This is a genomic window from Enterococcus thailandicus (assembly GCF_001886265.1).
Taxonomy (GTDB): Bacteria; Bacillota; Bacilli; order Lactobacillales; family Enterococcaceae; genus Enterococcus_B; species Enterococcus_B thailandicus.
The window spans coordinates 19,048-45,096 of the sequence record NZ_JXLE01000019.1; the positions used below are offsets into that span (position 1 = coordinate 19,048).

Consider the following 26,049-nt stretch of genomic DNA (forward strand, 5'->3'; position numbering starts at 1 on the left):
AGCAACCTCTTCTTTTTTTAATTTAGAGAAACGAAAATCTTTAGTAAACAAAAAAGAGTGAGACAAAACGAATCCGTTTTGTCCCACCCTTTTCATCAGTCAACAAAGGAAGCAAATTAAGCTTTGTTTGCTGAACCGAACCAGTCAATATGAGATTCTGCATCTTTAACGATTGCAGCTTTACCTGGTGCTAATAATTTACGAGGGTCAAATCCTTTACCTTCGCGGTCTTTACCAGCTTCGATGTATTCACGAGTAGCAGCAGCAAATGATAATTGGAATTCAGTATTAACATTAACTTTTGAAATACCCATTGAGATAGCTTTTTCGATTTGGTCTTGAGGAATACCTGATCCGCCGTGTAATACTAAAGGCATGTCTGGACCTACAGCATCAGCAATTGCTTGTAAGTGATCAAATGCTAATCCGTTCCAGTTTTCTGGGTATTGACCGTGGATGTTACCGATACCACATGCTAAGTAGTCGATACCTGTAGCAACCATTTGTTTACATTCTTCAATGTCAGCTAATTCGCCGTTACCGATGATTCCGTCTTCTTCTCCGCCGATTGAACCAACTTCACATTCTACAGAGATTCCTTTAGCGTGAGCTCTTTCAACAACGTCTTTAGCTAATTTCAAGTTTTCTTCGAATGGTAAATGAGAACCATCGAACATAACTGAAGTATAGCCGATTTCGATACATTCTAAAGCTGCATCGTAGTCACCATGGTCTAAGTGGATAGCAACTGGAACAGTGATGTTCATTGCTTCAACTAAATCAGTGATTAAATCTTTACATACTTTGTAACCACCCATGTATTTAGCTGCACCCATTGAAGTTTGGATAAGTACTGGTGCTTTTTTAGCTTCAGCTGCTTCAAGAATAGCTTGAGTCCATTCTAAGTTGTTTGTGTTGAATCCGCCGACAGCGTAACCGCCTTTACGAGCAGCTTTTAAAAATTCAGCTCCTGATACTACTGGCATAATAAAATTCCTCCTAAGTTTTGTAAAAACTAAATTTGTTAAGACAATTCTTAACCAACGACCTTATTTTACCAAACATTGTGGTACTTTTCTACTAAAATCATTGAAAATGAAAATTTTCAACAAGTTTTTTGTAAAAAAGAAACACAATAACGAACCACAATTAGATAAAAATACTGTTTTATTATGTTTCTTCTTCTCATTTAATAACAAAAAAACAAATAGAAAAAATCATTCTTTTTTCATAAACCCGCATTTATTTCACTTAATTCCTGCTTTTGACTCTTCCCGCAAAAAAACAGAGCAGTTTATGAAAACTACTCTGTTTGACCTATTTCTTATTTTGCTTCGCGATCTGCTAGCGAAGCACCAACAAATGCTTTGATTAATTTTTGTGGACGATTTGGTCGTGAAATCAACTCTGGATGGAATTGGCAACCAACAAAGAATTTCTTCTCAGGAATTTCAACGATTTCAACCAAGCGATTGTCTGGTGAAACACCAGAGAAAACCAATCCTTGTTCTTCAAACATTTCACGGTATTGGTTGTTGAATTCATAACGATGACGGTGACGTTCTTGAACGACATCTGCCTCTTCATATGCTGTTGCTGTTTTCGTTCCTTTTTTGATTTTACATGGATATAAGCCCAAACGAAGTGTGCCACCAAGGTTTTCAACGTTTTCTTGGTCGGCCATCAAATCAATAATATTATTTTGAGCATCAGGATTTGTTTCAGCTGAAGCTGCGTCAGGAAGACCCACTACATTGCGTGCAAACTCAACACAAGCCATTTGCATACCTAAACAAATACCTAAAAATGGAATATCATTTTCTCTGGCAAAACGAATTGCTTCAATTTTACCTTCAACGCCTCGATCACCAAATCCACCAGGAACTAAAATTCCGTCAGCATCTTTCAAACGTTCTGCGACATTTTCTTCCGTTAATTCTTGTGCTTTGACCCAATCCAATTCAATATCTGCATCATAAGCAAAGCCTGAATGCTTCAAAGCTTCTACTACTGAGATATAAGCATCAGGTAACTCAACATATTTACCAACTAAAGCAATACGGACTTTTTTCTTCAAGTTCAAGACACGTTCTTCTAATTCTTTCCATTCCGTCATGTCTGCTTCTGGTGTTTCAAGTTTCAAGTGTTCGCAAACAATTCGGTCCATCCCTTGTTTTTGTAGCAATAATGGAATGGAATATAATGTATCCACATCCGGTGATTCAATCACGGCTTCTGGTTCAACGTCACAAAATTGTGCTAATTTATTTTTTACGTTTTGTGAAACAGGTTGTTCCGTACGAACGACTAAAATATTTGGTTGGATTCCCAAGCCACGTAATTCTTTTACACTGTGTTGTGTTGGTTTTGTTTTCATTTCACCAGCAGCTTTTAAATAAGGAATCAATGTTGTATGCACGTACATTACGTTATCTGCACCAACATCAGCTTTCATTTGACGCAAAGCCTCCAAGAATGGTAATGATTCGATATCACCCACTGTTCCGCCAACTTCGGTGATGATGACATCAGAGTCTGTTAATTTTGCGGCACGCATGATCTTTTCTTTGATTTCATTTGTGATATGTGGAATCACTTGGACAGTTGCTCCTAAGTATTCCCCTTTACGTTCTTTACGCAATACTTCAGAATAGATTTTTCCTGTGGTAACATTGGAGTATTTGTTCAAATTGATGTCGATAAAACGTTCATAGTGTCCTAAGTCTAAGTCTGTTTCCGCACCATCATCTGTTACAAATACTTCTCCATGTTGATAAGGACTCATTGTTCCTGGGTCAACATTGATATACGGATCAAATTTTTGGATAGTTACCTTTAGGCCACGATTTTTCAACAAGCGACCCAATGAAGCTGCTACGATCCCTTTACCAATCGAAGATACAACGCCGCCAGTTACAAAAATGTATTTTGTCATAAATTCAAAAACTCCTTCTTGTTTTATCTGCAGGAAAAGTCCCAGAAAAAATAAAGAAAGCTCCCTATTCTTCTAACAAGAATAGGGAGCTGAAATTTCTGTAAACTTCTGACCCTTTAAAAGGGTGCCCAAGGAGTATAATACAAGCTCCAGAATTGAAAGTCAAGACATCAATTTGATGATTGCGATTTCAAAAAAATTTGTTGGTGTTGGAAGTATTCTAAACAACGTAGCTCTAAAACCTACCCATACAATTATCTAATACAACATCTGTTTTGGAAGCATTCTAAACAACATAGCTCTAAAACTTAAGAATCGGTTTCGTGCAAGTCCGTATAAGTTTTGGAAGCATTCTAAACAACATAGCTCTAAAACTGGTCAATTGGTTTTCCTAAAGTCCCATCCGTTTTGGAAGCATTCTAAACAACATAGCTCTAAAACTTAAGAATCGGTTTCGTGCAAGTCCGTATAAGTTTTGGAAGCATTCTAAACAACATAGCTCTAAAACTGGTCAATTGGTTTTCCTAAAGTCCCATCCGTTTTGGAAGCATTCTAAACAACATAGCTCTAAAACATAAATAAACTGGTTTCTATAATAGTTAACTGTTTTGGAAGCATTCTAAACAACATAGCTCTAAAACTAAATACAGTCACAGAAACAGAAAATAAGAGTTTTGGAAGCATTCTAAACAACATAGCTCTAAAACGTTTTTGATGAACATGAAGAGTTAACGCAAGTTTTGGAAGCATTCTAAACAACATAGCTCTAAAACCCTCGCAAAAAAATTCAAGGTTTCGTAATCGCACTACTCGTCCATAGCAAAACTTCAGTTAAAGTACTTCAACAATTGTTTTTTCTTATTATATCATGGGAAAATAAACCTGTGGGAAACAAAACATAATGGATGAAAAAACACAGAGACAAAAGATTGCCTCTGTGTTTACTACTTTTTTGACTTAATAAAGTTCTAAATATTGTTCTCTTTCCCACTCAGAAACTGTTTGACGGAAAGCTGCCCATTCCAAACGTTTCGCTTCAACAAAGTTTGAGAAGATGTGTTGACCTAGTGCATCGATCATCACTTCATCTTTACGCAATTCTTTAATTGCGTTGTGAATCGTTGAAGGTAAATCTTGAATTTGCGCTGCTTCACGTTCTTCTTCATTCATCACATAAATATTACGGTCAACCGCATCTGGCGGTGTTAATTCACGACGGATACCATCTAAACCGGCTTGCAATAATACGGCCATTGCCAAGTAAGGATTTGCAGATGGATCAACTGAACGTAATTCTAAACGAGTGGATACGCCACGTGATTCAGGAACTCGAACTAATGGTGAACGATTATGCCCACTCCATGCAACGTAAACAGGTGCTTCATATCCAGGAACTAAACGTTTGTATGAGTTCACTGTTGGATTGCAAACAGCTGTGTAAGCACGCGCATGATGCAACAACCCACCTAAGAAATGATAAGCGGTTTGACTTAATTCTAATTCGCCATCTTTATCATAAAAAGCGTTGCCGTCTTCATTAAACAAGGACATATTACAATGCATTCCTGATCCATTGATTCCATATAATGGTTTTGGCATAAAGGTTGCATGTAGGCCATGTTTTCTAGCAATTGTTTTGACAACCAACTTGAACGTTTGAATGTTATCACAAGCATCTACTACATCTGCATATTTAAAATCAATTTCATGTTGTCCTGGCGCAACTTCATGGTGAGAAGCTTCGACTTCAAATCCTAAACTCTCCAATTCTAAAACGATATCACGACGACAATTTTCCCCTAAATCTGTTGGGGCAAAATCAAAGTAACCGCCCTTGTCATTTAATGTCGTAGTAATTCCGCCATCCTCATCAAGTTTAAATAAGAAGAATTCAGGTTCTGGGCCTAAGTTGAAAGAGGTAAAACCAAGTTCTCTCATGTCTGACAACGCACGTTTTAAGTTTCCACGAGGGTCGCCAGCAAACGGTGTTCCATTTGGGTTGTAAATATCACAAATTAAACGTGCAACTTTTCCATGCGCACTCTCCCATGGGAAAATCATCCAAGTTGAAAGATCTGGATACAAATACATATCGCTTTCTTCAATTCGAACAAATCCTTCGATTGAAGAACCATCAAACATCATTTTATTTTCTAAAACCTTGTCAATTTGACTTACTGGAACTTCAACATTTTTGATTGTTCCTAAAATATCTGTGAACATTAAACGTAAAAAACGTACGTTTTCTTCCTCAATAATTCGTTTGATTTCTTCGCCAGTTATTTGTTTCTTTACCATGGTATCCCTCTTTCTCTTTCATTTTTATTTTTTTATTTTATTCAGTCATAGAATTGATGTTGCATTCCTTGCGACTGATAGTGCCCAGTTTTACTTAGCCCACCTTGTGATAACATTTCATCACGAAAGATTTGACGGACATCATGATCGGTCAATGGTCGTTTTTTCTTGGCTTCTTTTTTCTTCGCCTGCGCCATTTCATATACACGTTTGATTCCTGCCATATTCAGACCATCCGAAAGATAATCTTTGATTTCCAACAATGTATCAATATCATTCAACGAATACATACGACGATTTCCTTCGCTACGTTCAGGATGAACAAGCTCTTGCTCCTCATAATAACGAATCTGTCTCGCAGTTAGATCAGTCAACTTCATAACTGTACCAATTGGAAAAACTGACATTGAGCGTCGTAATTCCTTTTCTCCCATCAGATGTCCCCTTTCGTTTTCTAAGTTGAGAAAAGTGTACCAATTTATTTTTTACTTGTCAACGATTCATGTTAGGTTTTCTAACATGAAAGATAAAAAATTTTTCCGTACAAAAAAATGAGCTCTTTCTTTGCTAGAAAAAGCTCATAGATAGATTGATTATTTATTGATGGTAAACAGCATTCACTGCGTGAGAAACCGCAATTTTTACATGTTCAAAGGTCAAGCCACCTTGAATATACAGAGCATAGGGCTCTCTCAAAGGACCGTCTGCACTTAGTTCAATACTCGCACCTTGGACAAAAGTACCTGCTGCCATAATAATATCGTCTTCATATCCAGCCATATAAGAAGGAATCGGCGCAACAAATGAATCAATTGGTGAAAACTTTTGGATTGCTTGGCAAAACGTGACCATCGCTTCCGCATTTTCCATTTCAACTAATTGAATCAAATCCGTTCGTGGCTCATCCCAACGTGGTGTCGAACGTAGTTGATAACTCTCTAATAAAGCTGCCGTAAATACTGCACCTTGAATCGCTTGACTAACTACATGTGGCGCTAGGAAAAATCCTTGCAGCATATCATAAACATTCCCTAACATTGCGCCCCCTTCTGCACCAACGCCTGGTGTAGTCAAACGATAAGCCGCACGCTCAACAAACTCTTTTTTTCCAGCAATGTAACCACCCGTTTTCGCAATTCCACCACCAGGATTCTTGATTAATGACCCAGCAATGAGATCCGCACCAATTTGAGTGGGTTCCATTAGTTCAGCAAATTCTCCATAACAATTATCAACGAAAATGACCACATTTGGATCAATTTCATGCACAAATGTACACATTTCTTTTATTTTTTCAATCGTAAAGGATGGACGCGTAGCATAACCTCGTGAACGTTGAATCGCAACCACTTTTGTTTTGCTTGTCATCTTCTTTTTAACTTGTTCAAAGTCTACTTTTCCATTTGTTTGCAAGTCAACATGATCGTAGCCAATCCCGTACTCTTTAAACGAACCAATCCCGTTTCCGGCAACACCGATGACTTCTAATAAAGTATCATATGGAGTTCCTGTAATATAAAGCAAATCATCCCCAGGGCGCAATACACCAAAAAGGGCTGTCGCAATTGCATGTGTCCCCGAAACAATTTGTGGACGAACAAGTGCAGCTTCCGCCCCGAAAACTTGAGCATACACAGCTTCCAGAACGTCGCGACCTAAATCGTCATTTCCATAACCAGTTGATGGTAAAAAGTGAGTTTCTGATACTTGTTGCTCTCGAAATGCTGTTAATACTTTTGCTTGATTCGTCAATGCTACTTCTCGAACCTCCGCTAATCGCTTAGCAATCTTTTGATCCACTTCATCCATTTTTTCAACTAGTTCAGGCGCTAACTCAGCTGTCCAACTCATCTGTCATTCTCCTTATCCATTTCGAAGTACTTTTAGCAAAGCCTCTGACTTCATAGCTATTCTTTTCTTCGATAAATTCCTCACTTAACACCAAGGTTTGCCGCTTGATTTCACTTAACTGTTGCCCTGCCTCACTTGGTAAGAAAAGCGTATAGGGGGTTAGTAGTTCCATGATTTCTCGCTTGATTGCTCGTGTTAATTCTTGTTTTCCCGATTCACTTTTGGCTGAAATTAAACGATTAGGAAATAAAGTTGGTGTGAAAGCTCCACGATTGACTTGGTCTGCTTTATTATAAACAGTCAAGATTGGTACATCTTTCATTTCAAGTTCATCCATTAATTTCAAAACCGTTTGTTCCTGTAAAATTCGTTCAGGTGCGCTAGCATCTACGACATGTAGAAGTAAATCCATGTTTTGGCTTTCTTCTAACGTTGAATGGAACGCATCAATCAGTTGTGTTGGCAAATCTTGAATAAAACCAACAGTATCCGTCATCGTTACTTCAAACCCTTCAGGAAAATGCCATTTTTTTGTCAATGGATCAAGTGTTGCAAATAACTGATCTTTTGAATACGTATCTGCTTGGGTCAACAGATTTAAAATCGTTGATTTACCAGCATTCGTGTAACCAATTAGACCAATTTGAAAAATCTCATTGTTTTTTCGTTGTTGTCGATTGCGCTCACGATGTGCCTCAACTTCTTTCAGTTCACGTTTGACTGCATAGATTTTGTTGCGAATATGCCGACGATCCGTTTCCAGTTTTGTTTCCCCAGGTCCTCTTGTCCCAATTCCCCCGCCTAAACGAGATAAAGTCTTCCCTTGTCCCACCAATCGCGGCAACAAATATTCAAGTTGTGCCAACTCAACTTGCAATTTACCTTCTCTTGAACGCGCACGCATCGCAAAAATATCTAAAATCAATTGTACTCGGTCGATCACCGGCAATCCTACGGCATCCGAAATGATTTGGCTTTGTCGTGGCGTTAGCTCGTGGTTAAAAATAATCAAATCAGCTTCATAAGCAGTTGCTTGCTGGATTAATTCTTCTAATTTACCTTTACCAATCAATGTTTGGCGATCAACTTGTGGTCTTTTTTGTGTAAGCGAAAAAACCACTTCTCCCGCCGCGGTTTTCGTTAATTGAATCAATTCTTTCATTGATTCTGCAAAATAAGATTGATTTTTTTCCGTTTCGACCCCGACGATCACCACTTTTTCTTTCTCTTCAATCATTGTGATTCCTCCAGCCATTTTTGAATTTTCGTTTCAATTACTTGCTGTTTTTCGGGTTGCTCCACCAAATCAAACCACTGGGCAGTTAGTCGATTTCTAAACCAAGTGAGTTGTCGTTTTGCATAACGTCTGGAATTCTGTTTGATTTGTTCTGCGACTTCTTCTAAAGAATTCTGTCCATTAAAATAAGGGAAAAATTCTTTATAACCAATTCCTTGACTCGCTTGTGTGTCACCTAATTGATAAACAAAACGTGCCTCCTCTTCCAAACCAGCTTTTAGCATCAAATCCACGCGTAAATTGATTCGCTCGTAAAGCTTTTCTCGGTTCGTATCCAAACCAATCATGTAATAATCATAGAATTGTTTTGGCTGTTCTTTGGGAGCAGTAATACTGAAGCCTGTCATTTCTAAAACTTCCAGTGCCCGGACAACTTTTCGTTGATTGTTCCAATGGATTTTTTCTGCTGCTTCTGGATCTTTTTCCTTAAGCATCGTCCATAAAGCTTCGTTTCCATACTCGTCAGCAAATGCTTCGTATTTTTGGCGAACTATTTTTGTTTCCTCTTGCTGTTTGTCTGCAGCGCCTAATTGATAATCATAAAGTAAAGACTGAATATATAACCCCGTACCACCTGCAATAATTGGCAAATGACCTCGAGCCGTGATTTCAGCAATCAATTGTCTAGCAGACCGCTGAAAATCAGCAGCTGAGTAGCGTTGTGTCGGCTCAATCACATCAATTAAATGATGTGGCACGCCCGCCATTTCTTCTGAGGTGACCTTGGCTGTTCCAATGTCTAGTTTTCGGTACACTTGCAAAGAATCACCGCTAATAATTTCTCCATTAAATTTTTTTGCTAATTCAATGCTCAAAGCTGTTTTACCAACAGCCGTTGGGCCAACAATTACTAATACTTTTTCCATAAACATCCTACTTTTTCATAAATTGTTTCAGGCGAATGGCTCTCTCTGGATAATCGGTAATGATTCCTGTCACTCCAAGTCCATAGCACCAATTGATTTCTTCTTCTGTATTGATTGTCCACGGTCGAATAGGCTTGTCAAAGATTCCTAATTGTTCGGGCTGTTCTTGCAACCAAGTTTTCTTAGGATGAACGCCTTCGATAAATTTGTTTTCCTTTGCATACATGATTTTATTTTTTGAAGTCCCTGTCAAAACATCTAATTGAACATCGGGTTCTAGTTTCGCCATGCGCTCCAAAGAAGCCAGGTTAAAACTGCAATACCCATGTTCAAACGGCCAAGACTGTTGCAACAAAGCAGACACTTTTTCCTCGATTTGAGGATACTCATACTTGTCTGTCTTTAATTCAATCATTAATACACCGCGATAATTTTTTTGGAGCAAAAGGTTCAGTACCTCTTTTAACGTTGGCACTTTTGCCGCAGAAAAATCTTTGCTAAACCAACTACCGGCGTTCAACTTTTTGATTTCTTCCAACGTTTTTTCGCGAAGCAATCCTTTACCATTCGTTGTCCGATCGACTTCCTCATCATGCATCACAACTATTTGGCCATCTGCACTAAGATGAACGTCTAACTCGATTCCATCTGAACCAACACGAACTGCTTCAGCAAATGCTGGCAAAGTATTTTCAGGATGTGTTCCGCTACTTCCACGATGTGCGTAAATCTGTACCATATTCATTCACTCCAATCGAGTACTATTGTAACATATGGAAGAAGTTTCAGCTCAAGCACTGAGCTAGTTGAACAAGTACATAAGCAGTTCAAAGAACTTTCCCTGTTTTTAGATAGCTACGCATTTTTTGGATTTCTTACTTTAAAAGCTCACGAGTAAATTTGTTACTAAAAAACATTCATTGCGCAAAAACAAAAAAGAACCCTGACTCTCGTCACGGTTCTATTGCTAGTTGATTTGCTAGTTAGCTCCACACGTCGTCTTTTGAAAAGAAGCCAATTGGTTGTTTCGTCAGATTTTTTAATTGCAATTTTTTCTCGTTAATCATCTCAGTCAAATTATCGCTAAAGTTTTCTAAAATGACACGACCACCTTTGTACGCGTACCCGCCTACTTTCATCGTTTCATCAGGTGAAAGAATTACTTTTCGATGAGCGATTGTTTTGAATAATTCATCTAAAATGTAATTAGGTAAATAAAAATTGTTTTGTGTCGCATATGATTGCAAATAAGCAAAGTCATCAATCGTGATGTAACAGTCATCAAATGCATCAAAGCTGACGTACTCTTCCATTAAAGTCGAACGTTTTTGCAAAATCTCATTAACCTTCTTATTCAATTGATTCAACGTTTCAATTTCTTTGACCTTTAGTTCTAGTTCACGTCGACGTGTTTCTTTATTTTCTAAATGACGCATCTGGATTGCCATGCCAAGATAGACAACCAACGCACCCAAAAGAACGCCAATAAATCCTATGATTCCCACTTCCAAATCTACTGCTCCCCCTTGTTTCTATTCTCTTTTTATCATAACATAAAGATGACTTTCTTCGATTAATTTATCGAAGTTTTTTCATTTGACCTTTGTTGACCAAAAAGGTATACTTCTTCTTAGGTATTAAGAATACTTTATGTTACACTAACTTTGAAAGAATTTTAAGGAGGAAATTTAGAATGAATTTAATTCCTACAGTTATCGAACAATCATCTCGTGGTGAAAGAGCCTACGATATTTATTCTCGCCTATTAAAAGACCGCATCATCATGTTGAGTGGACAAGTAACAGATGATCTTGCAAATTCAATCATTGCACAATTGCTTTTCCTTGATGCACAAGACTCTGAAAAAGATATTTATCTTTACATCAACTCTCCAGGTGGATCTGTGACAGCAGGTATGGCTATTTATGACACAATGAACTTTGTCAAAGCAGATGTTCAAACAATCGTTATGGGGATGGCTGCTTCAATGGGTAGCTTCTTACTAACTGCTGGTACAAAAGGGAAACGTTTTGCTTTACCAAACGCAGAAATCATGATTCACCAACCACTTGGTGGCGCGCAAGGCCAAGCAACTGAGATTGAAATCGCTGCTCGCCATATTTTACAAACCCGTGAACGCTTAAATAAAATCTTGGCTGAACGCACAGGTCAACCACTTGAAGTCATCGAAAAAGATACTGATCGTGACAACTATATGACTGCTCAACAAGCAAAAGATTATGGCTTGATCGACGAAGTAATGGAAAACAATTCTGCTTTAAAATAAGCATAAAAAGACTGGGACAAAACTAGAAAACCAAGTCTTCCGTAACACCTTTTTCAATTTTAAAACCGCCTAAAGTTCGTTTTTGGAAACGAACTTTAGGCGGTTTTTCTATTTAGGATATTTTGCCTCAAACTTTTTTTACGAATAAACAGTGTTCCGAAAACAACTCCTCAATATAACTTGATAGCTTGCATTTACTTCAAAATATAAAATGCTATTTTTAATCCCTGCTCGCTAGATTGTCAGAGCTCAGCATTTTGCACCACAACTTTATCCACGGTGTTCCCCAAGCAACTCCTCAATATAATTCATAACTGTCTAAAAACATGAACAGCTATTTTTGTCAGTTGCTCTTTATTTTTTCGAAGCTGACCGCTTGGAACCACAACCTTTTCATTTAATATTTGCCTGCTAAATATTCTTGCCCTAACTCAATATAGTGTTGGATATTTGCTTGATTTTTTTGAATTTCTTCCTCCGTTAACGGACGGATCACTCTAGCTGGTCGTCCAAATGCCAAAACATTTGGTGGAATCACTTTGCCCTCGGTTACCAAAGATCCTGCCCCAATCAAACTATTCTCTCCGATTTGAGCATGGTTTAGAATTGTTGAACCCATTCCAATCAACGCACCTTTTTCTATTTTACACCCATGGAGCATACATTGATGACCAACAGTAACATTTTCTGCAATTTCTGTCGGCGCATCATGATCCACATGGATGATTGTTCCATCTTGAATATTGGTTCCTTGTCCTACCTTAATCCAGTTACTATCTCCTCGCAAAACGGCTTGATACCAAATCGTTACATCCTTTGCTAAAGTAACATCACCGACTACTGTTGCATTTGGTGCAATAAAGAGTTTCTCCATTTGTCCCCCTCCTTCACTCGTTATTTGTTCAAAGTATAGCAATACTTTTCAGTGAATACTAGAAAAACTAGACGAAAAAAGGTTGCAACAAAAGTCCACCGACTTCATGTTACAACCTTAAACTTCGTTTGAATCTTATAGTTGTTCTAAAACAGCTTCATAAGCTTCAACTTGTGCTAATAAACGTTCAATTTGTACTTCGTTTTCGATAAAATTGATTGAATTGCCTAGTTCTTCTTCTCGGCGTGTTGTCAAACGGTCGATTTCTTTTTTTGCTTCAGCAATTTGTTTGTTTAGGAATTGTTCCATTATTTCCATCTCCGTTTCTTCTTGATACTTTAACTGTATCACCAAGTTTTTGGAAAAACAAAAATTTCGCATCGAAAAATAATGTCTCATTTAACAAGTTAACACTACTACTCGACTTCTTCTGCAAATTGGCTGTTATAAAGTTTCTCATAAAAACCACCTTGCGCAAGCAAACTTTCATGTGTTCCTTTTTCGATAATTGATCCTTGATCCATTACTAAAATCAAATCCGCATCACGAATCGTCGACAATCGGTGCGCAATCACAAAGCTCGTGCGCCCTTTCATGACACGATCCATTGCCTTTTGAATCAAAGCTTCAAGACGTGTGTCAACTGAACTTGTTGCCTCATCCAAAATCAAAATCTTAGGATCAGAAATCACAGCACGGGCAATTGTTAATAACTGCTTCTGTCCAAGAGAAACATTGTCACCTTCAGCATTGATTTCCATTTCATAACCGTCTGGCATTGTACGAATAAAGTGATCGACATTCGCTGTTTTCGCTGCATCAACGACTTCATAATCAGTAGCATCTAATTTCCCAAAGCGAATATTATCCGCAATGGTTCCTTCATATAACCAAGCATCTTGCAACACCATTCCAAATAATGAACGGACATCACTTCGACTCAAGGATTTTGTGTCAATACCGTCAATTTTGATCGCACCGCTATTCACATCATAAAAGCGCATCAATAAATTAATCAAGGTCGTTTTCCCTGCACCAGTTGGTCCAACTACAGCAACCATCTGTCCTGCTTTGACTTCAAAATTCAAGTCTTGAATCAACGGCTTACTTGGATCGTATGCAAAGTCAACATGTTCAAACTTGACTGCACCTTCAACAACCTCAGGTAAAATCGCATCAACTTCATTTAATGGTTCTTCTGGCTCATCAAGAATTTCGAATACGCGTTTTGTTGCTGCAGAAGCACTTTGCAATACAGAAGAAAGTTGAGTGATATTCCCCATTGGTTGACTGATTTGCCAAATGTATTGAATAAACGCTTGAAGTTGCCCCACAACGATTACACCAGTAATAACATAAAAACTTCCCATAACAGCCATACCAATATACGTTGCATAAGCAGTCAATTGAACTAATGGCATCATTAAACCAGAAATAAAGGCCGCTTTAAACCCAAAGTATTTTAGTTGATGATTGACAGCTTTAAAACCATCTAATGTTTGTTTTTCACGTCCATAAACTTTTAAAACAGTAAATCCTGTCATATTTTCTTGGACATATCCGTTCAAATCACCAAGTGAATTTTGCATGTTTTGGAAATCTTTTTGCGAAACATTCACGATTTTTTTAGAAATCCAAATGGAAGCTGGAATCATGATCATTGAGATAAGTGCCATGATTGGTTGGATATAAAACATCATCACTGCAGCCATTGCAATCGCAAGTACAGCATTGACAATTCCGATAAAAGCTTGCTGTAATGCACCACTCACAGCATCCACATCATTGGTTACCCGAGATAAAATATTACCTTGCTGGTTTTTATCAAAATAAGATACGGGCAAACGATTGATCTTTTCTTCAATATCACGACGTAAATCTTGCATCGCACTTTGCACCACATTCGTCATCAGCACACCTGATAACAATTGCGAAACACAGTAACCGATCCCGACAATCGTGATCCAAATCAGACATTGAATAATATAAGAAAAGTTGATTGGTTCATTGTTTGCTAAATTTCGGCTGATTTCCGTTGTTGGTAGCCCCGTTACATAAGGAAGAGCCGCATTGAACGCAACCGTTAAGACCGTAAATAAAAGAACTAGCATAAATGTTGCTTTATAAGGATTAATATAATGTGCCAGTCTTTTTAAAGAAGAAAATGTTTGTTTCATGCTAATTCCTCCTTCGATAGTTGAGAGGCAGCAATATCGTAATAGATTGGGCAATTTTCCAGTAATTCACGGTGCGTACCCATTCCAACAACTTCCCCTTCGTTCAACACAACAATTTTATCTGCGTGCATAATCGTTCCGACACGTTGCGCCACAATCAAAACAGTGGATTCCGTTGTTTCTTTCTTCAAGCGAGCACGAAGTTTCGCGTCTGTTTGGTAATCCAAAGCAGAGAAACTATCGTCAAAAATGTAAATTTCTGGTCGGCGGATAATTGCGCGGGCAATGGCTAACCGTTGCTTTTGTCCACCAGAAAAGTTTGCGCCTCCCTCTGAAAGATGTTCATTGAATCCATCTGGTTTACGAGAAATAAAGTCAGTGGCTTGTGCAATATCTGCTGCTTCTTTCATTTCTTCATCTGTCGCATCTTCTTTTCCGTAACGGAGATTTTCTGCGATTGTTCCAGTAAACAACAAGGCTTTTTGCGGAATAAAACCAATCTTGTCACGTAAAGTGCTTAAACGATAGTCTCGCACATCTACCCCGTCAATCAGAACTTCGCCTTCACTCACGTCATAAAATCGCGGGATCAGCTGGATCAAGGTTGACTTGCCACTCCCCGTACTTCCGATAAATGCAACCGTCTCACCTGGTGAAGCGGTAAAACTTACATTACGAATGACTGGTTCTTGTGCATGACCAGGGTAAGCAAATGTTACATTCTTAAATTCAACAAATCCTTTCGTTTTCGTTTCCGAAACACCTTCAGGATTTTCTGAAATCTCAGGTTGAGCATCTAAAGCTTCTTGGATACGCGAAGCAGAAACAGCTGCCCGTGGATACATCATAAAGACACTTGCAAAAAGCATGAACGAGAAGAGCGCGTGGAAAATATATTCGATAAATGCAATCAAGTCCCCTACTTTTAGTGACCCAGCATCAATTTGTAGTGTCCCGCTCCAAATAATCAAGACCATTACAATATTAAACAGGAAGTAAAAACCTGGTTGTGCTACTGCCATCAAACGAAATAAACTTTTTGAGCTTGATGCATAATTTTCATTGACTTCGCCAAAACGTTTTTCTTCGAATTTTTCATTCACAAAAGCGCGGATAACACGCAGACCAGATAAATTTTCTCTTAGTATACTGTTGATTTTATCTAAATTCTTTTGTTGCTTTTTGGATAATGGTTCAGAAACTTTCGCAATCGCTATCACTGCGAGTAATAAGAAAGGGAGTGCGCCGACTACATACAACCCTAATATCGCACTTGTCCGAACAACCATATATAGACTGACTGCAAACATCATCGGTGTCATAAAACCAATTCGCAAAATGTTTTGTAAAAACAACATAATCTGATACGCATCATTCGTCGTACGCGTAATCAGAGAAGAAACACCTAAATTTTCATACTCTTGATGCGAATAACTTTGAATTTTTTCAAATAAATCATCACGAATATCTGCAACAATATTCGTCGTGATTCTTGAACCAAAATAGCCTAAAAGAATATTTAAAATAATTCCGATAACGGTGATTACAATCATGACAATCCCTTGTTGTTTGACGTAATCAAAATCATCTTGTAATATCCCAAAGTCAATCATTCGTGCCAAAATCGTTGGTAAACCTAATTCAATGAGGATAAAACCAAATACACAAATAAAATTCAAAAGTAAGAATTTCTTGTACCTCATTGTGTAGTGCCACATTAACTTCACTTTCTCATCTCCCTTTTAAAAATTTCATTTTTTTGCCATTAAATCCCATGATAGCACACTAAAAACCTTATTAGAACACTTCACGTTCAAAAAATTACTGGAAATAAATCCTCAAGATTTTTTAGGACTCTGCTGTTGATTTCTATACTTATTCCCCAATTTGTGCTAGAATAACAAGTAATTATTGTATAATTTTTTATACAAAGGTACGGTTGAAGAAAATTCCGAACAGAACAAGCAAAGCGAGGCTTGTCTCTTTGATTCAAATAATTAATTTGAGTCAAAGCATATCAAAATTCAGGTGGCTTGCCCACTCGTTTTGTGTTGTCTAAAAAATCAACTAGCTAAATTCCTGCGTATGCAGATAAAGGAGACAAAATAAATGATTTACAAAGTTTACTATCAAGAATCAAAAATCCGTAACCCTAAACGGGAAGAAACACAAGTGCTTTACATTGACGCGAAAGATGATGTCGAAGCACGTCAACGCGTTGAAGAAAATACCCCATACAATATCGAGTTCGTTCAACTTCTAGAAGGAAATCACCTAGAATACGAAAAAGAGAACGTTCAATTTACTTTAGTGGAGTTTTAAGATGAAACTTTCCATCAAAAATAATGAGACAGGTGTCTTTGCAATTGGTGGATTAGGTGAAATTGGGAAAAACACGTATGGGGTACAATTTCAAGATGAAATTATCATCATTGATGCTGGAATTAAATTCCCAGAAGATGATTTACTTGGAATTGACTATGTGATTCCTGACTACAGCTACATCGTTCAAAACTTGCACAAGGTGAAAGCTCTTGTGATTACTCATGGCCATGAAGATCATATCGGCGGTATTCCTTATCTTTTGAAACAAGCAAACATTCCTATTTATGCTGGACCTCTTGCATTAGCCTTGATTACAAATAAATTGGATGAACATGGCTTGCTTCGTGATGCTGAGCTTCACGAAATCAATGAAGATACGATTATTCGTTTTAGAAAAACATCAGTTAGCTTTTTCCGTACAACTCATAGTATTCCAGATGCTTTAGGTGTTGTAGTTAAAACGCCATCTGGAAACATCGTTGCAACAGGTGACTTCAAATTTGATTTCACACCCGTTGGCGAACCAGCTAACTTACACAAAATGGCACGTATCGGAGAAGAAGGTGTTCTATGTTTACTATCCGATAGTACGAACGCTGAAATTCCAACCTTTACAAAGTCAGAAAAAACCATTGGCTTATCCATTTTAAAAATCTTTGAAAAAATCGAAGGACGCATTATTTTTGCCAGCTTTGCTTCAAACATCTTCCGTTTACAGCAAGCCGCAGATGCAGCAGTCGCAACGGGTCGAAAAATTGCAGTCTTTGGTCGAAGCATGGAAAATGCAATCGTTAATGGACAACGTCTAGGCTACATCAATGTTCCTGATGGTACATTTGTCGATGCTCATGAGATTAATCGTTTGCCTGCAAATGAAACAATGATTTTATGTACTGGTTCTCAAGGTGAACCAATGGCAGCTCTTAGTCGTATCGCTAATGGAACTCACCGTCAAATTCAAATCCAACCAGATGATACTGTGATTTTTTCAAGCTCACCAATTCCAGGAAATACAACAAGTGTTAATCACTTGATTAATTTGTTATCTGAAGCTGGTGCTGAAGTTATTCACGGAAAAATCAACAACATCCATACTTCTGGTCATGGTGGCCAAGAAGAACAAAAATTGATGTTGCGTTTAATGAAACCAAAATATTTCATTCCCGTTCACGGTGAATTTCGAATGTTAAAAATCCATGCTTCCTTAGCACAAGATGTAGGTGTTCCTGCTGAAAACTGCTTTATTATGGAAAACGGGGATGTCTTAGCATTAACTGCGGACTCTGCTCGACCAGCCGGTCACTTTATTTCTGGCGATGTCTATATTGATGGTAGCGGAATTGGTGACATCGGTAATGTTGTCTTGCGTGATCGCCACACCTTATCTCAAGAAGGACTTGTGTTAGCTGTCGCTACAGTTGACATCAAGAAAAAAGAAATCTTGGCTGGACCAGATATCTTATCACGCGGCTTTGTTTATATGCGTGAATCTGGTGAAATGATCAACGAGGCACAGCGAATTTTATTCCACGCCTTACGAGAATGTTTGAACGCACCTGATTGCTCAGAACATAAATTAAAAGAAGCAATGACTAGTGCATTACAACCTTTCTTATTTGATCGAACAGAAAGACATCCAATGATTTTACCAATGATTATGACTCCCGATATGGGCGAATAACTAGCAACTTACTCCCACAAAATAAGTGAGAATAAACGAAAAAACACTTCTATTCCCTTCATTTTAATAATGAAGAAAGTAGCGGTGTTTTTCTTTGTCTAAAAAAGTAACTTGTTTTTCCTCTTATTACCACATATTCACCTAAAAAAAGACAGTAACCACATGAATTGTAGTTACCGCCTTTTGAATATTGAGTGAATTAAGCTTTCTCAACGTTTGTAGCTTGTGGTCCACGATCTGAATCTTCTACATCAAAAGTTACAGCTTGGCCTTCTTCTAATGTTTTGAATCCGTCGCCTTGAATTGCTGAGAAGTGAACGAATACGTCGCTTCCGTCTTCACGTGAAATGAAGCCAAATCCTTTTTCAGCATTAAACCATTTAACTGTTCCATGTTCCATTATATAATAGCCTCCTCGTGCATAAGAGCACTTATTTGTTTGTAACATTGCTCGTGTACGATAGAGGTGAACAAATGTCTAACTTCTATTCCCAAACAAAATTACACTATAATTGTACACTTGCTCAGTTTTTTTTGCAAGAATGTCACTTACTCCTCTTCCAGTAATCCCTCTTCTCTTAAGCTCAAATATTGCTTCGTACCAATAATCAAATGATCTAATACTTCGATTCCCATCAACTCGCCACACTCTCTCACCCGTTTAGTAAAATGTAGATCTTGTTTGGATGGGAGAACATTACCAGATGGATGATTATGCGCCAAGATGATTTTTGCTGCAGAAACTCTCACAGCAAAATGAAAAATTTCTCGTGGATGAGCAATCGACTGATTTAAAGAACCAATAAACAACGTTTTCTTCAAAATGAGTTGATTCTGGGTATCCAAATAAATACATACTAAATGTTCTTGTTGAAAATCACGCATCTCCATAATCAGCTGTTGCGCAAGGTCATAGCTTGAGCGTATCAGTGCACTTGCTGGTCGGGCTTCCACTTGAATGCGTTGACCTAACTCAATCAACGCACAAATTTCTAATGCTTTGACTCGACCGATTCCACGAATTTCCCGCAACTCAGTTAATGAAGCTTGTCGTAATGCAGTTAAATTAGCAAATTTTTTCAAGACCTCACCTGCAATATCCATTACATTATATGGGTGTTGTCCTGTACGTAGTAAAATCGCTAGCAATTCTTGATCAGACAAAGCCTCTACAAAGCCTCTACACCATAAGATTCCATTCGCTCTCTTGGAAGTGATGTCGTCGGTACTTCTTTCATCAATCGTTTCCCCATAAAAAAACCTCCTATTCCGTTCACTATAACTTACGAAAAAAGAGGTGTTTTTTATCAAATAAATGTTGGAATTTCATGTAATGAAGAGACCACAGCAACTGTTTTATCTGCAAGTTCAGCAGATGGCTCCAATAAATCTGGTACCATAATAACAGGTATTTCTGCTGCTTCTGCTGCTAAAATCCCATTTTGTGAATCTTCTAAAATTAAGGTATTTTCTTTAGTTGTTCCTAACTTTTGTTGCGCTAATAAAAAGATTTCTGGATCTGGTTTGGCACGTTTTACATTTTCAGCAGAAACGATCATATCAAAACGAGTCAATAAATTATTTTTTTCTAATAAGAGTTCGATCACTTTTCGTTGATTGCTAGAAGCCACCACTTTAGGAATATCTTGTTCCTCCAAGAAATCTAGTAGTTCCATCACACCAGGCTTTAGTTGAACATTTCCGGAAGCAAAACGAGTAAGCGTTTCCTGGAAAGACTCGTCAATAAATCGCTGAACGGTTTCTCGGCCATACTCAGCAAAAATCTCATGATAATTTGCCCAGACTTCTTCATCAGAAACACCGAGAAAGCGCAAATAAAATTCTTTATCGTACGGAAAACCCATTTGATCGGCTACCATCTGAGTTGCTTCATAATAAACCATTTCTGTATCAAACAATAAGCCATCCATGTCAAAAATCACTGCGTTAACCTTCATCATTTCCTCCTAATTCAACTAATAGTTTACGAACTTCTGAAATAAAGTAAAGAGAACCTGTTACCAGTAATACATCTTCGTCTGTCATTTTTTCTAAAATTTCCGCTAATCCAAATTGCCAAAGTGAAACGATTGACACTTTTTGATTGGCTAAATCTGCTACTTGATCCAGTTCAATTGCTTTTGGATACTCAAATGTAGTGAGATAAATATGGGCGTTAGGAATATCTTGTAATTGTTGCAACATACTATTTACATTTTTGGTAGTCAATGCCGAAAACAAAATATTGATTCGATAACCAGAAAATTCTTTTTTCATATTTTGAACCAATCGCTTCATCGCATGGGGGTTATGTGCACCATCTAAAATAACTAATGGTTCTTCACTTAAACGTTCCATTCTGCCAGGCCAGTGTGCTTGTTTCAAGCCATTTTTGACTTCTTTTTCGCGAAACGGCAATTTTTCCATTTGGCAATAAAGTGCATACAATTCAATAGCAACGCCTGCATTTTCTACCTGATGTTGGCCCAACATACTTGTACTTAGACCGACCATTTTTCCGGATTCATTATAAAAGTCAAAAACTTCACCCCAATTTTTTGCTGGATGTTGATAGATGACTCGATACTCTTCACCAAATAAATAATGTTTCGCATTTTTATTTTTAGCTGTCTCATTAATCACGGCTAATGCATTTGGTTCAATTTTCCCTGTCACAACGGGTATACCTTGCTTAATGATTCCCGCTTTTTGTGCTGCAATTTCTTCTAGTGTTTTTCCAAGAACCTCCGTATGATCCAGCCCAATCGTTGTGATGGCTGTCAGCATTGGCTGGGCAACATTAGTTGAGTCCAACAAGCCACCTAAGCCAACTTCAATAATTGCGATATCGACCTGTTTTTCTAAAAAATAATCAAATGCCATTGCAGTTAAAGTTTCAAACTCCGTAATTCCAGCAACCACTTCAAATTTATCAAGATGTTCAACCAGCGGCTGATACTTTTCCACTAATTGAATCAATTCTTCATCAGGAATTCCTTTCCCATTGATTGAAATTCGTTCATTAAATGTTTCAATGTAAGGAGAGGTAAAGGTTCCTACTGTTAACCCTGCTTCTTCTAACAAACAACGTAGATATGTCACAGTTGAACCCTTGCCATTGGTCCCAGCAATATGAATCGTTTTGACTTTTTTTTCTGGGTGATCAACGACTTCCAGTAATGCATTCACGCGATCTAAACCTGGACGTGAGCCAAAAGGTAATCGGCTATGGATCCAAGCAATTGCTTCTTCAATTGTCATCAACAATGCCCCCATTTCTCTTTCATTATAGCAAAAAGAACGGCTGAAAGAAGTGTTCCGCTTAAAGAAAACCGAAAAATCATTCAAAATCAGCTTTCTACTTTTTTATTTTGTCTTCTTCTGAGAAAAAGACAAAAAATTTCTTAGTCTTCATTTCAAAAAAAGAGAAGACCAAAAAATTCTGGCCTCCCCTTTATGCTTAAATTTCTTTAGTTGTAAGCATTATTTTGTTGAAAGTAGTTCTTTTTTCACTGTTTAGCCAATCGTACGCAAACTTTCAATACGATCTTTAACAGCGGCTTGTTTTTCTAAATAATCTTTTTCTTTTGCACGTTCTGCCTCAACAACATCATCAGGCGCATTGGATACAAAACGTTCATTACCAAGTTTTCCTTGAACTCGTTTCACTTCACCTGTCCATTTAGCTAATTCTTTTTCAAGACGTTTGATTTCTTCTTCAATATTGATCAATCCAGCCAATGGTAAGAAAATTTCAGCCCCTGTTAGGACAGCAGACATTGCTAAATCTGGTGCAGTAATCTCACTTGAAATAACTAATTCTTCCGGATTACAGAAACGTTCAATATAATTGGTATTCTCAACCAAGAATTGATCAATTTTGGGATCCGTCGTCTTAATCAATAGAGTGATTGGTTTTGATAACGGTGTATTCACTTCTGAACGAATATTACGTACTGCACGAATCAACTCTTTTAGAACTTCCATTCCTTTTGAAGCTGTTTCGTCATCAAATTCAGGACGAACAACAGGATAGTTAGCAACAACCAATGAAGTACCTTCATGTGGGATATGTTGCCAAATTTCTTCCGTTACAAATGGCATGATTGGATGCAACAGACGCAAGATTTGATCTAACGTGTGGACTAAGATGCTACGTGTTGTTTGTTTTGAATCAGTATCATCTCCGTAAAGAACTTCTTTACTCATTTCGATATACCAATCACAAAAGTCATCCCAGATAAAGTTGTACAATTGACGACCTGCTTCACCAAATTCAAAGTGGTCAAATAAATCTGTTACTTTAGCAACTGTTTCATTTAGACGTGTCAAAATCCAACGATCAGCAACTGATTTTTCACCAGTTAGATCAATGTCGTTAATTGTCATGCCTTCCACATTCATGATAACAAAACGTGAAGCATTCCAAATTTTATTGATAAAGTTCCAAGCAGCATCCATTTTTTCATAACTGAAACGCATATCTTGTCCTGGCGCAGAACCATTTGATAAGAACCAACGAAGTGCATCAGCACCATATTTTTCAATGACTTCCATTGGATCAATTCCGTTGCCCAGTGATTTACTCATCTTGCGACCATCTTCTGCACGAATCAATCCATGGATTAAGACGTTATTAAATGGTCGTTCCCCAGTAAACTCTAAACTTTGGAAAATCATTCGGCTAACCCAGAAGAAAATAATATCGTAGCCAGTCACCAATGTGCTTGTTGGGAAATAACGTTGATAGTCTTCACTCTCTGTATCGGGCCAGCCCATTGTTGAAAACGGCCATAAAGCAGAGCTGAACCATGTATCTAAAACATCAGGATCTTGTACCCAGTTTTCGCTATCTGCAGGTGCTTCCATTCCAACATACATTTCGCCAGTTTCTTTGTGATACCAAGCAGGAATTTGATGTCCCCACCATAACTGACGAGAGATAACCCAGTCATGCACATTGTCCATCCAACGTAAGAACGTCTGGTCAAAACGTGGTGGGAAAAACTCTACGGCATTATCTGTTTCTTGGTTTTCAATTGCTTTTTGAGCAAGTGGTTGCATTTTAACAAACCATTGTGTTGATAAGCGAGGTTCAACAACAACTCCTGTACGTTCAGAGTGACCGACACTATGCGTCATCGTCTCGATTTTGATTAAACGCCCAATTTCTTTTAAGTCATTGACAACCGATTTTCTTGCTTCAAAACGATCCATACCAGCATATTTTCCAGCTAACTCGTTCATTGTGCCATCTTCATTCATTACATTGACACGAGGTAAATCATGACGATTACCAACCTCAAAGTCATTCGGATCATGTGCTGGTGTAATTTTAACAACACCTGTTCCAAATTCCATATCAACGTACGTATCCGCAACAACCGGAATTTCTTTGTTAACTAATGGTAAGATAACTGTTTTGCCAATCAACTCTTGGTAACGTTCGTCATCGGGATGAACGGCTACTGCTGTATCCCCAAGCATTGTTTCCGGACGCGTTGTTGCAATCTCAACGACACCAGAGCCATCAGCTAGTTCATAGCTCATATGGTAAAATGCGCCTTCGATGTCTTTGTGGATTACTTCAATATCAGATAACGCCGTTCTAGCTTGTGGATCCCAGTTGATAATGTACTCACCACGATAGATCAACTCTTTTTCATATAAAGTCACGAAAACTTTACGGACAGCTTCTGACAAACCATCATCCAAAGTGAAACGTTCACGACTATAGTCTAAAGACAATCCCATTGTTGCCCATTGTTCCCGGATATGGCTAGCATATTCTTCCTTCCAATCCCAAACTTGATCGATAAATTTTTCACGCCCTAAATCATAACGAGAGATTCCTTGCTCACGAAGCTTTTCTTCTACTTTTGCTTGCGTTGCAATTCCTGCATGGTCCATTCCTGGTAACCATAATGTATCGAAACCTTGCATTCTCTTTTGGCGAATCAACATATCTTGTAATGTTGTATCCCAAGCATGACCCAAATGTAATTTACCTGTTACATTTGGTGGTGGAATAACAATCGAATAAGGCTTCGCTTTCTTGTCGCCACTTGGTTTGAATAAATCTTGATCTAACCAGTTTTGATAGCGACCAGCTTCAACTTCTTGCGGATTGTATTTTGTTGATAAGTTTTTTTCTTCCGTCATCCTGTTTCCTCCTTTAAAATAAAAAAAGTCCTAAAATACTTTCGTATTTTAGGACGTATAATTTACGCGGTACCACCTAATTTGTACTAGCAAGTTTTGCTACTACCTCTCAAGTGAGTTAACGATCACGACTCGTTTATCTCTACTCCCTCATTGAATAGCATAATGAGATTCAAGACAAAGACTTCCAAGCTACCTTCACCAGCTATTATTAAGAACGTTTCAGCTATTCGCTCTCTCTCTAAAAATAAATCACTAGTTACTCCTCTTGTTCAACGTCATGATTCATTCTACATTCCTTTTTTTTATGTGTCAACTAGACTTTATTATTAGCTAACATTTAAGAGAAAACAGTTGAATAATTTTCGTCAAAATAAATCAGGGTTTGCAGTTCTGTTGTTAAGTCAATGTACTGAATATTGATATGCTCCGGCACAACGACCCGGTCAGGTGCAAAATTTAAGATAGCTGTAACTTCACTTTTGACAATTTCATCAATAGCTGACTGTGAGTATTTGCTTGGCACAGTGGTAATCGCTACGCTGACTTGCATTTCTTTTGAGACTTCGGCAAAACGTTCGATTGGATAAATCGTTAAGCCATCTATTTCTCGGCCAATTAGTTCAGGATCATTGTCAAACACACAAACGATATTTAAGTTATCATTCCGACGAAAGTTATTATGTCGTAAAGCTTTTCCTAAATTTCCATAACCAACTAACGCGATTCTTTTTTCTTCACGGGTATTTAAAATACTATTAAAAACTTCGATTAGGAAAGGAACATCATACCCATAACCACTTCTTCCCAACTCGCCAAGATGTGAAAAATCTCTTCGAATCGTTGCAGGCGGTACTTGCGTAATCTCACTAAATTCTTTTGATTTGATGCGAACAATTCCTGAATCATCCAACATCTTTAAGTAACGTAAGTATAACGGTAAACGTTTTGCTGTTGCTTTTGGTAACGTTTCAGATTTTTTCAACTCTCGCATGTTCAAAGCTCCTTGTTCATATTTTCACATATTTAGTGTATCATGTTTGAATCGTTGGAACAAGCTTTCATCCCAATGAAAAAAGCAAAGGACAATAAAAATCATCCTTTGCTTTCTAGTTAGTCAATCCATTAATCATCTAGTTCTTTGCTATTTTTAAAAAAATACCTGCTTGTTATTATTTGATTTCGAAGTAACCCCTCGAAATTACTCATAACTGTTCAAAAATATAAAAACTATTTTTGTCAGTTATTCATTATTTTTGGGAGCTGGAAGTTTTGCGCCACAACCTTATTTACGGT

21 protein-coding genes, 1 pseudogene, 1 CRISPR repeat array and 1 other annotated feature are annotated in these 26,049 nt (G+C 37.8%); of the genes and pseudogenes, 3 read left to right on the top strand and 19 right to left on the bottom strand.

Annotated elements, in window-relative coordinates:
* Positions 1-116: 116 nt before the first annotated feature.
* The 9 genes from RV17_RS11385 to RV17_RS11425 form a co-directional block, all read right to left on the bottom strand.
* The gene (locus RV17_RS11385) at positions 117-986 is read right to left on the bottom strand and encodes a class II fructose-bisphosphate aldolase (protein WP_067480296.1); all 870 of its coding nucleotides are present in this window, start codon (positions 984-986) and stop codon (positions 117-119) included.
* Between the two features lie 338 nt (positions 987-1,324).
* Positions 1,325-2,935 carry a CTP synthase gene (gene pyrG / locus RV17_RS11390; RefSeq protein WP_067480293.1) on the bottom strand — a complete coding sequence of 537 codons (1,611 nt, stop codon included), beginning with the start codon at positions 2,933-2,935 and terminating at the stop codon, positions 1,325-1,327.
* Positions 2,936-3,141: 206 nt separating this feature from the next.
* Positions 3,142-3,708: a CRISPR direct-repeat array (repeat unit 36 nt; unit sequence GTTTTGGAAGCATTCTAAACAACATAGCTCTAAAAC).
* A 184-nt stretch (positions 3,709-3,892) separates the two neighbouring features.
* Positions 3,893-5,233, bottom strand: a complete 1,341-nt coding sequence (glnA, locus tag RV17_RS11395; protein ID WP_067480290.1) for a type I glutamate--ammonia ligase — start codon at positions 5,231-5,233, stop codon at positions 3,893-3,895.
* Between the two features lie 41 nt (positions 5,234-5,274).
* Positions 5,275-5,667 (bottom strand): MerR family transcriptional regulator, encoded by a 393-nt coding sequence (locus RV17_RS11400; RefSeq protein WP_067480287.1) that lies wholly within the window; start codon positions 5,665-5,667, stop codon positions 5,275-5,277.
* Between the two features lie 163 nt (positions 5,668-5,830).
* A complete protein-coding gene (locus RV17_RS11405) occupies positions 5,831-7,084 on the bottom strand; it encodes a methionine gamma-lyase family protein (protein ID WP_071869272.1) in 1,254 nt (417 codons plus the stop codon).
* Complete coding sequence (gene hflX / locus RV17_RS11410; protein WP_067480282.1) at positions 7,068-8,321, bottom strand: GTPase HflX; 1,254 nt, start codon at positions 8,319-8,321, stop codon at positions 7,068-7,070. The genes RV17_RS11405 and hflX overlap by 17 nt, the downstream gene beginning before the upstream one ends.
* Complete coding sequence (miaA, locus tag RV17_RS11415; protein WP_067480279.1) at positions 8,318-9,247, bottom strand: tRNA (adenosine(37)-N6)-dimethylallyltransferase MiaA; 930 nt, start codon at positions 9,245-9,247, stop codon at positions 8,318-8,320. Before miaA ends, hflX begins: the two co-directional genes overlap by 4 nt.
* Before the next feature lie 7 nt (positions 9,248-9,254).
* Positions 9,255-9,986 (bottom strand): glycerophosphodiester phosphodiesterase, encoded by a 732-nt coding sequence (locus tag RV17_RS11420; protein ID WP_067480276.1) that lies wholly within the window; start codon positions 9,984-9,986, stop codon positions 9,255-9,257.
* Between the two features lie 244 nt (positions 9,987-10,230).
* Entirely contained in the window at positions 10,231-10,758 is a 528-nt protein-coding gene (locus RV17_RS11425) for a hypothetical protein (protein WP_071869273.1), read from the bottom strand.
* Between the two features lie 182 nt (positions 10,759-10,940).
* Between RV17_RS11425 and clpP the strand changes: the two genes are divergently transcribed.
* Positions 10,941-11,534: an ATP-dependent Clp endopeptidase proteolytic subunit ClpP gene (gene clpP / locus RV17_RS11430; protein WP_067480270.1), complete on the top strand. Its 594-nt coding sequence runs from the start codon at positions 10,941-10,943 to the stop codon at positions 11,532-11,534.
* A gap of 397 nt (positions 11,535-11,931) precedes the next feature.
* On the opposite strand, the gene RV17_RS11435 is transcribed toward clpP, so the two are convergent.
* From RV17_RS11435 to efrA, 4 genes are all read right to left on the bottom strand, one after another.
* The gene (locus tag RV17_RS11435; RefSeq protein ID WP_071869274.1) at positions 11,932-12,408 is read right to left on the bottom strand and encodes a gamma carbonic anhydrase family protein; all 477 of its coding nucleotides are present in this window, start codon (positions 12,406-12,408) and stop codon (positions 11,932-11,934) included.
* A 135-nt stretch (positions 12,409-12,543) separates the two neighbouring features.
* Entirely contained in the window at positions 12,544-12,717 is a 174-nt protein-coding gene (locus tag RV17_RS13495) for a hypothetical protein (RefSeq protein WP_370629887.1), read from the bottom strand.
* A gap of 107 nt (positions 12,718-12,824) precedes the next feature.
* Positions 12,825-14,585 (bottom strand): multidrug efflux ABC transporter subunit EfrB, encoded by a 1,761-nt coding sequence (gene efrB / locus RV17_RS11440; protein WP_067480260.1) that lies wholly within the window; start codon positions 14,583-14,585, stop codon positions 12,825-12,827.
* Positions 14,582-16,312: a multidrug efflux ABC transporter subunit EfrA gene (gene efrA, locus RV17_RS11445; RefSeq protein WP_067480257.1), complete on the bottom strand. Its 1,731-nt coding sequence runs from the start codon at positions 16,310-16,312 to the stop codon at positions 14,582-14,584. Before efrA ends, efrB begins: the two co-directional genes overlap by 4 nt.
* Before the next feature lie 382 nt (positions 16,313-16,694).
* Between efrA and RV17_RS11450 the strand changes: the two genes are divergently transcribed.
* Together RV17_RS11450 and rnjA are read left to right on the top strand one after the other, a co-directional pair.
* Complete coding sequence (locus tag RV17_RS11450) at positions 16,695-16,907, top strand: DNA-directed RNA polymerase subunit epsilon (protein WP_067480254.1); 213 nt, start codon at positions 16,695-16,697, stop codon at positions 16,905-16,907.
* A gap of 1 nt (position 16,908) precedes the next feature.
* Entirely contained in the window at positions 16,909-18,591 is a 1,683-nt protein-coding gene (rnjA, locus tag RV17_RS11455; protein WP_067480251.1) for a ribonuclease J1, read from the top strand.
* Positions 18,592-18,790: 199 nt separating this feature from the next.
* Here rnjA and RV17_RS11460 read toward each other — a convergent pair whose 3' ends face one another.
* From RV17_RS11460 to RV17_RS11485, 6 genes and pseudogenes are all read right to left on the bottom strand, one after another.
* Complete coding sequence (locus RV17_RS11460) at positions 18,791-18,991, bottom strand: cold-shock protein (protein WP_067480248.1); 201 nt, start codon at positions 18,989-18,991, stop codon at positions 18,791-18,793.
* A 149-nt stretch (positions 18,992-19,140) separates the two neighbouring features.
* A pseudogene (radC, locus tag RV17_RS11465) lies at positions 19,141-19,844 on the bottom strand (RadC family protein).
* Positions 19,845-19,898: 54 nt separating this feature from the next.
* The gene (locus RV17_RS11470) at positions 19,899-20,549 is read right to left on the bottom strand and encodes an HAD family hydrolase (protein WP_067480242.1); all 651 of its coding nucleotides are present in this window, start codon (positions 20,547-20,549) and stop codon (positions 19,899-19,901) included.
* The gene (locus RV17_RS11475) at positions 20,539-21,852 is read right to left on the bottom strand and encodes a bifunctional folylpolyglutamate synthase/dihydrofolate synthase (RefSeq protein ID WP_067480238.1); all 1,314 of its coding nucleotides are present in this window, start codon (positions 21,850-21,852) and stop codon (positions 20,539-20,541) included. The genes RV17_RS11470 and RV17_RS11475 overlap by 11 nt, the downstream gene beginning before the upstream one ends.
* Before the next feature lie 255 nt (positions 21,853-22,107).
* Positions 22,108-24,753 (bottom strand): valine--tRNA ligase, encoded by a 2,646-nt coding sequence (locus tag RV17_RS11480; protein ID WP_071869275.1) that lies wholly within the window; start codon positions 24,751-24,753, stop codon positions 22,108-22,110.
* Positions 24,754-24,799: 46 nt separating this feature from the next.
* Positions 24,800-25,038 (bottom strand) — a binding site (T-box leader).
* A gap of 55 nt (positions 25,039-25,093) precedes the next feature.
* Positions 25,094-25,747 (bottom strand): redox-sensing transcriptional repressor Rex, encoded by a 654-nt coding sequence (locus RV17_RS11485; RefSeq protein WP_067480232.1) that lies wholly within the window; start codon positions 25,745-25,747, stop codon positions 25,094-25,096.
* Positions 25,748-26,049: the final 302 nt, after the last annotated feature.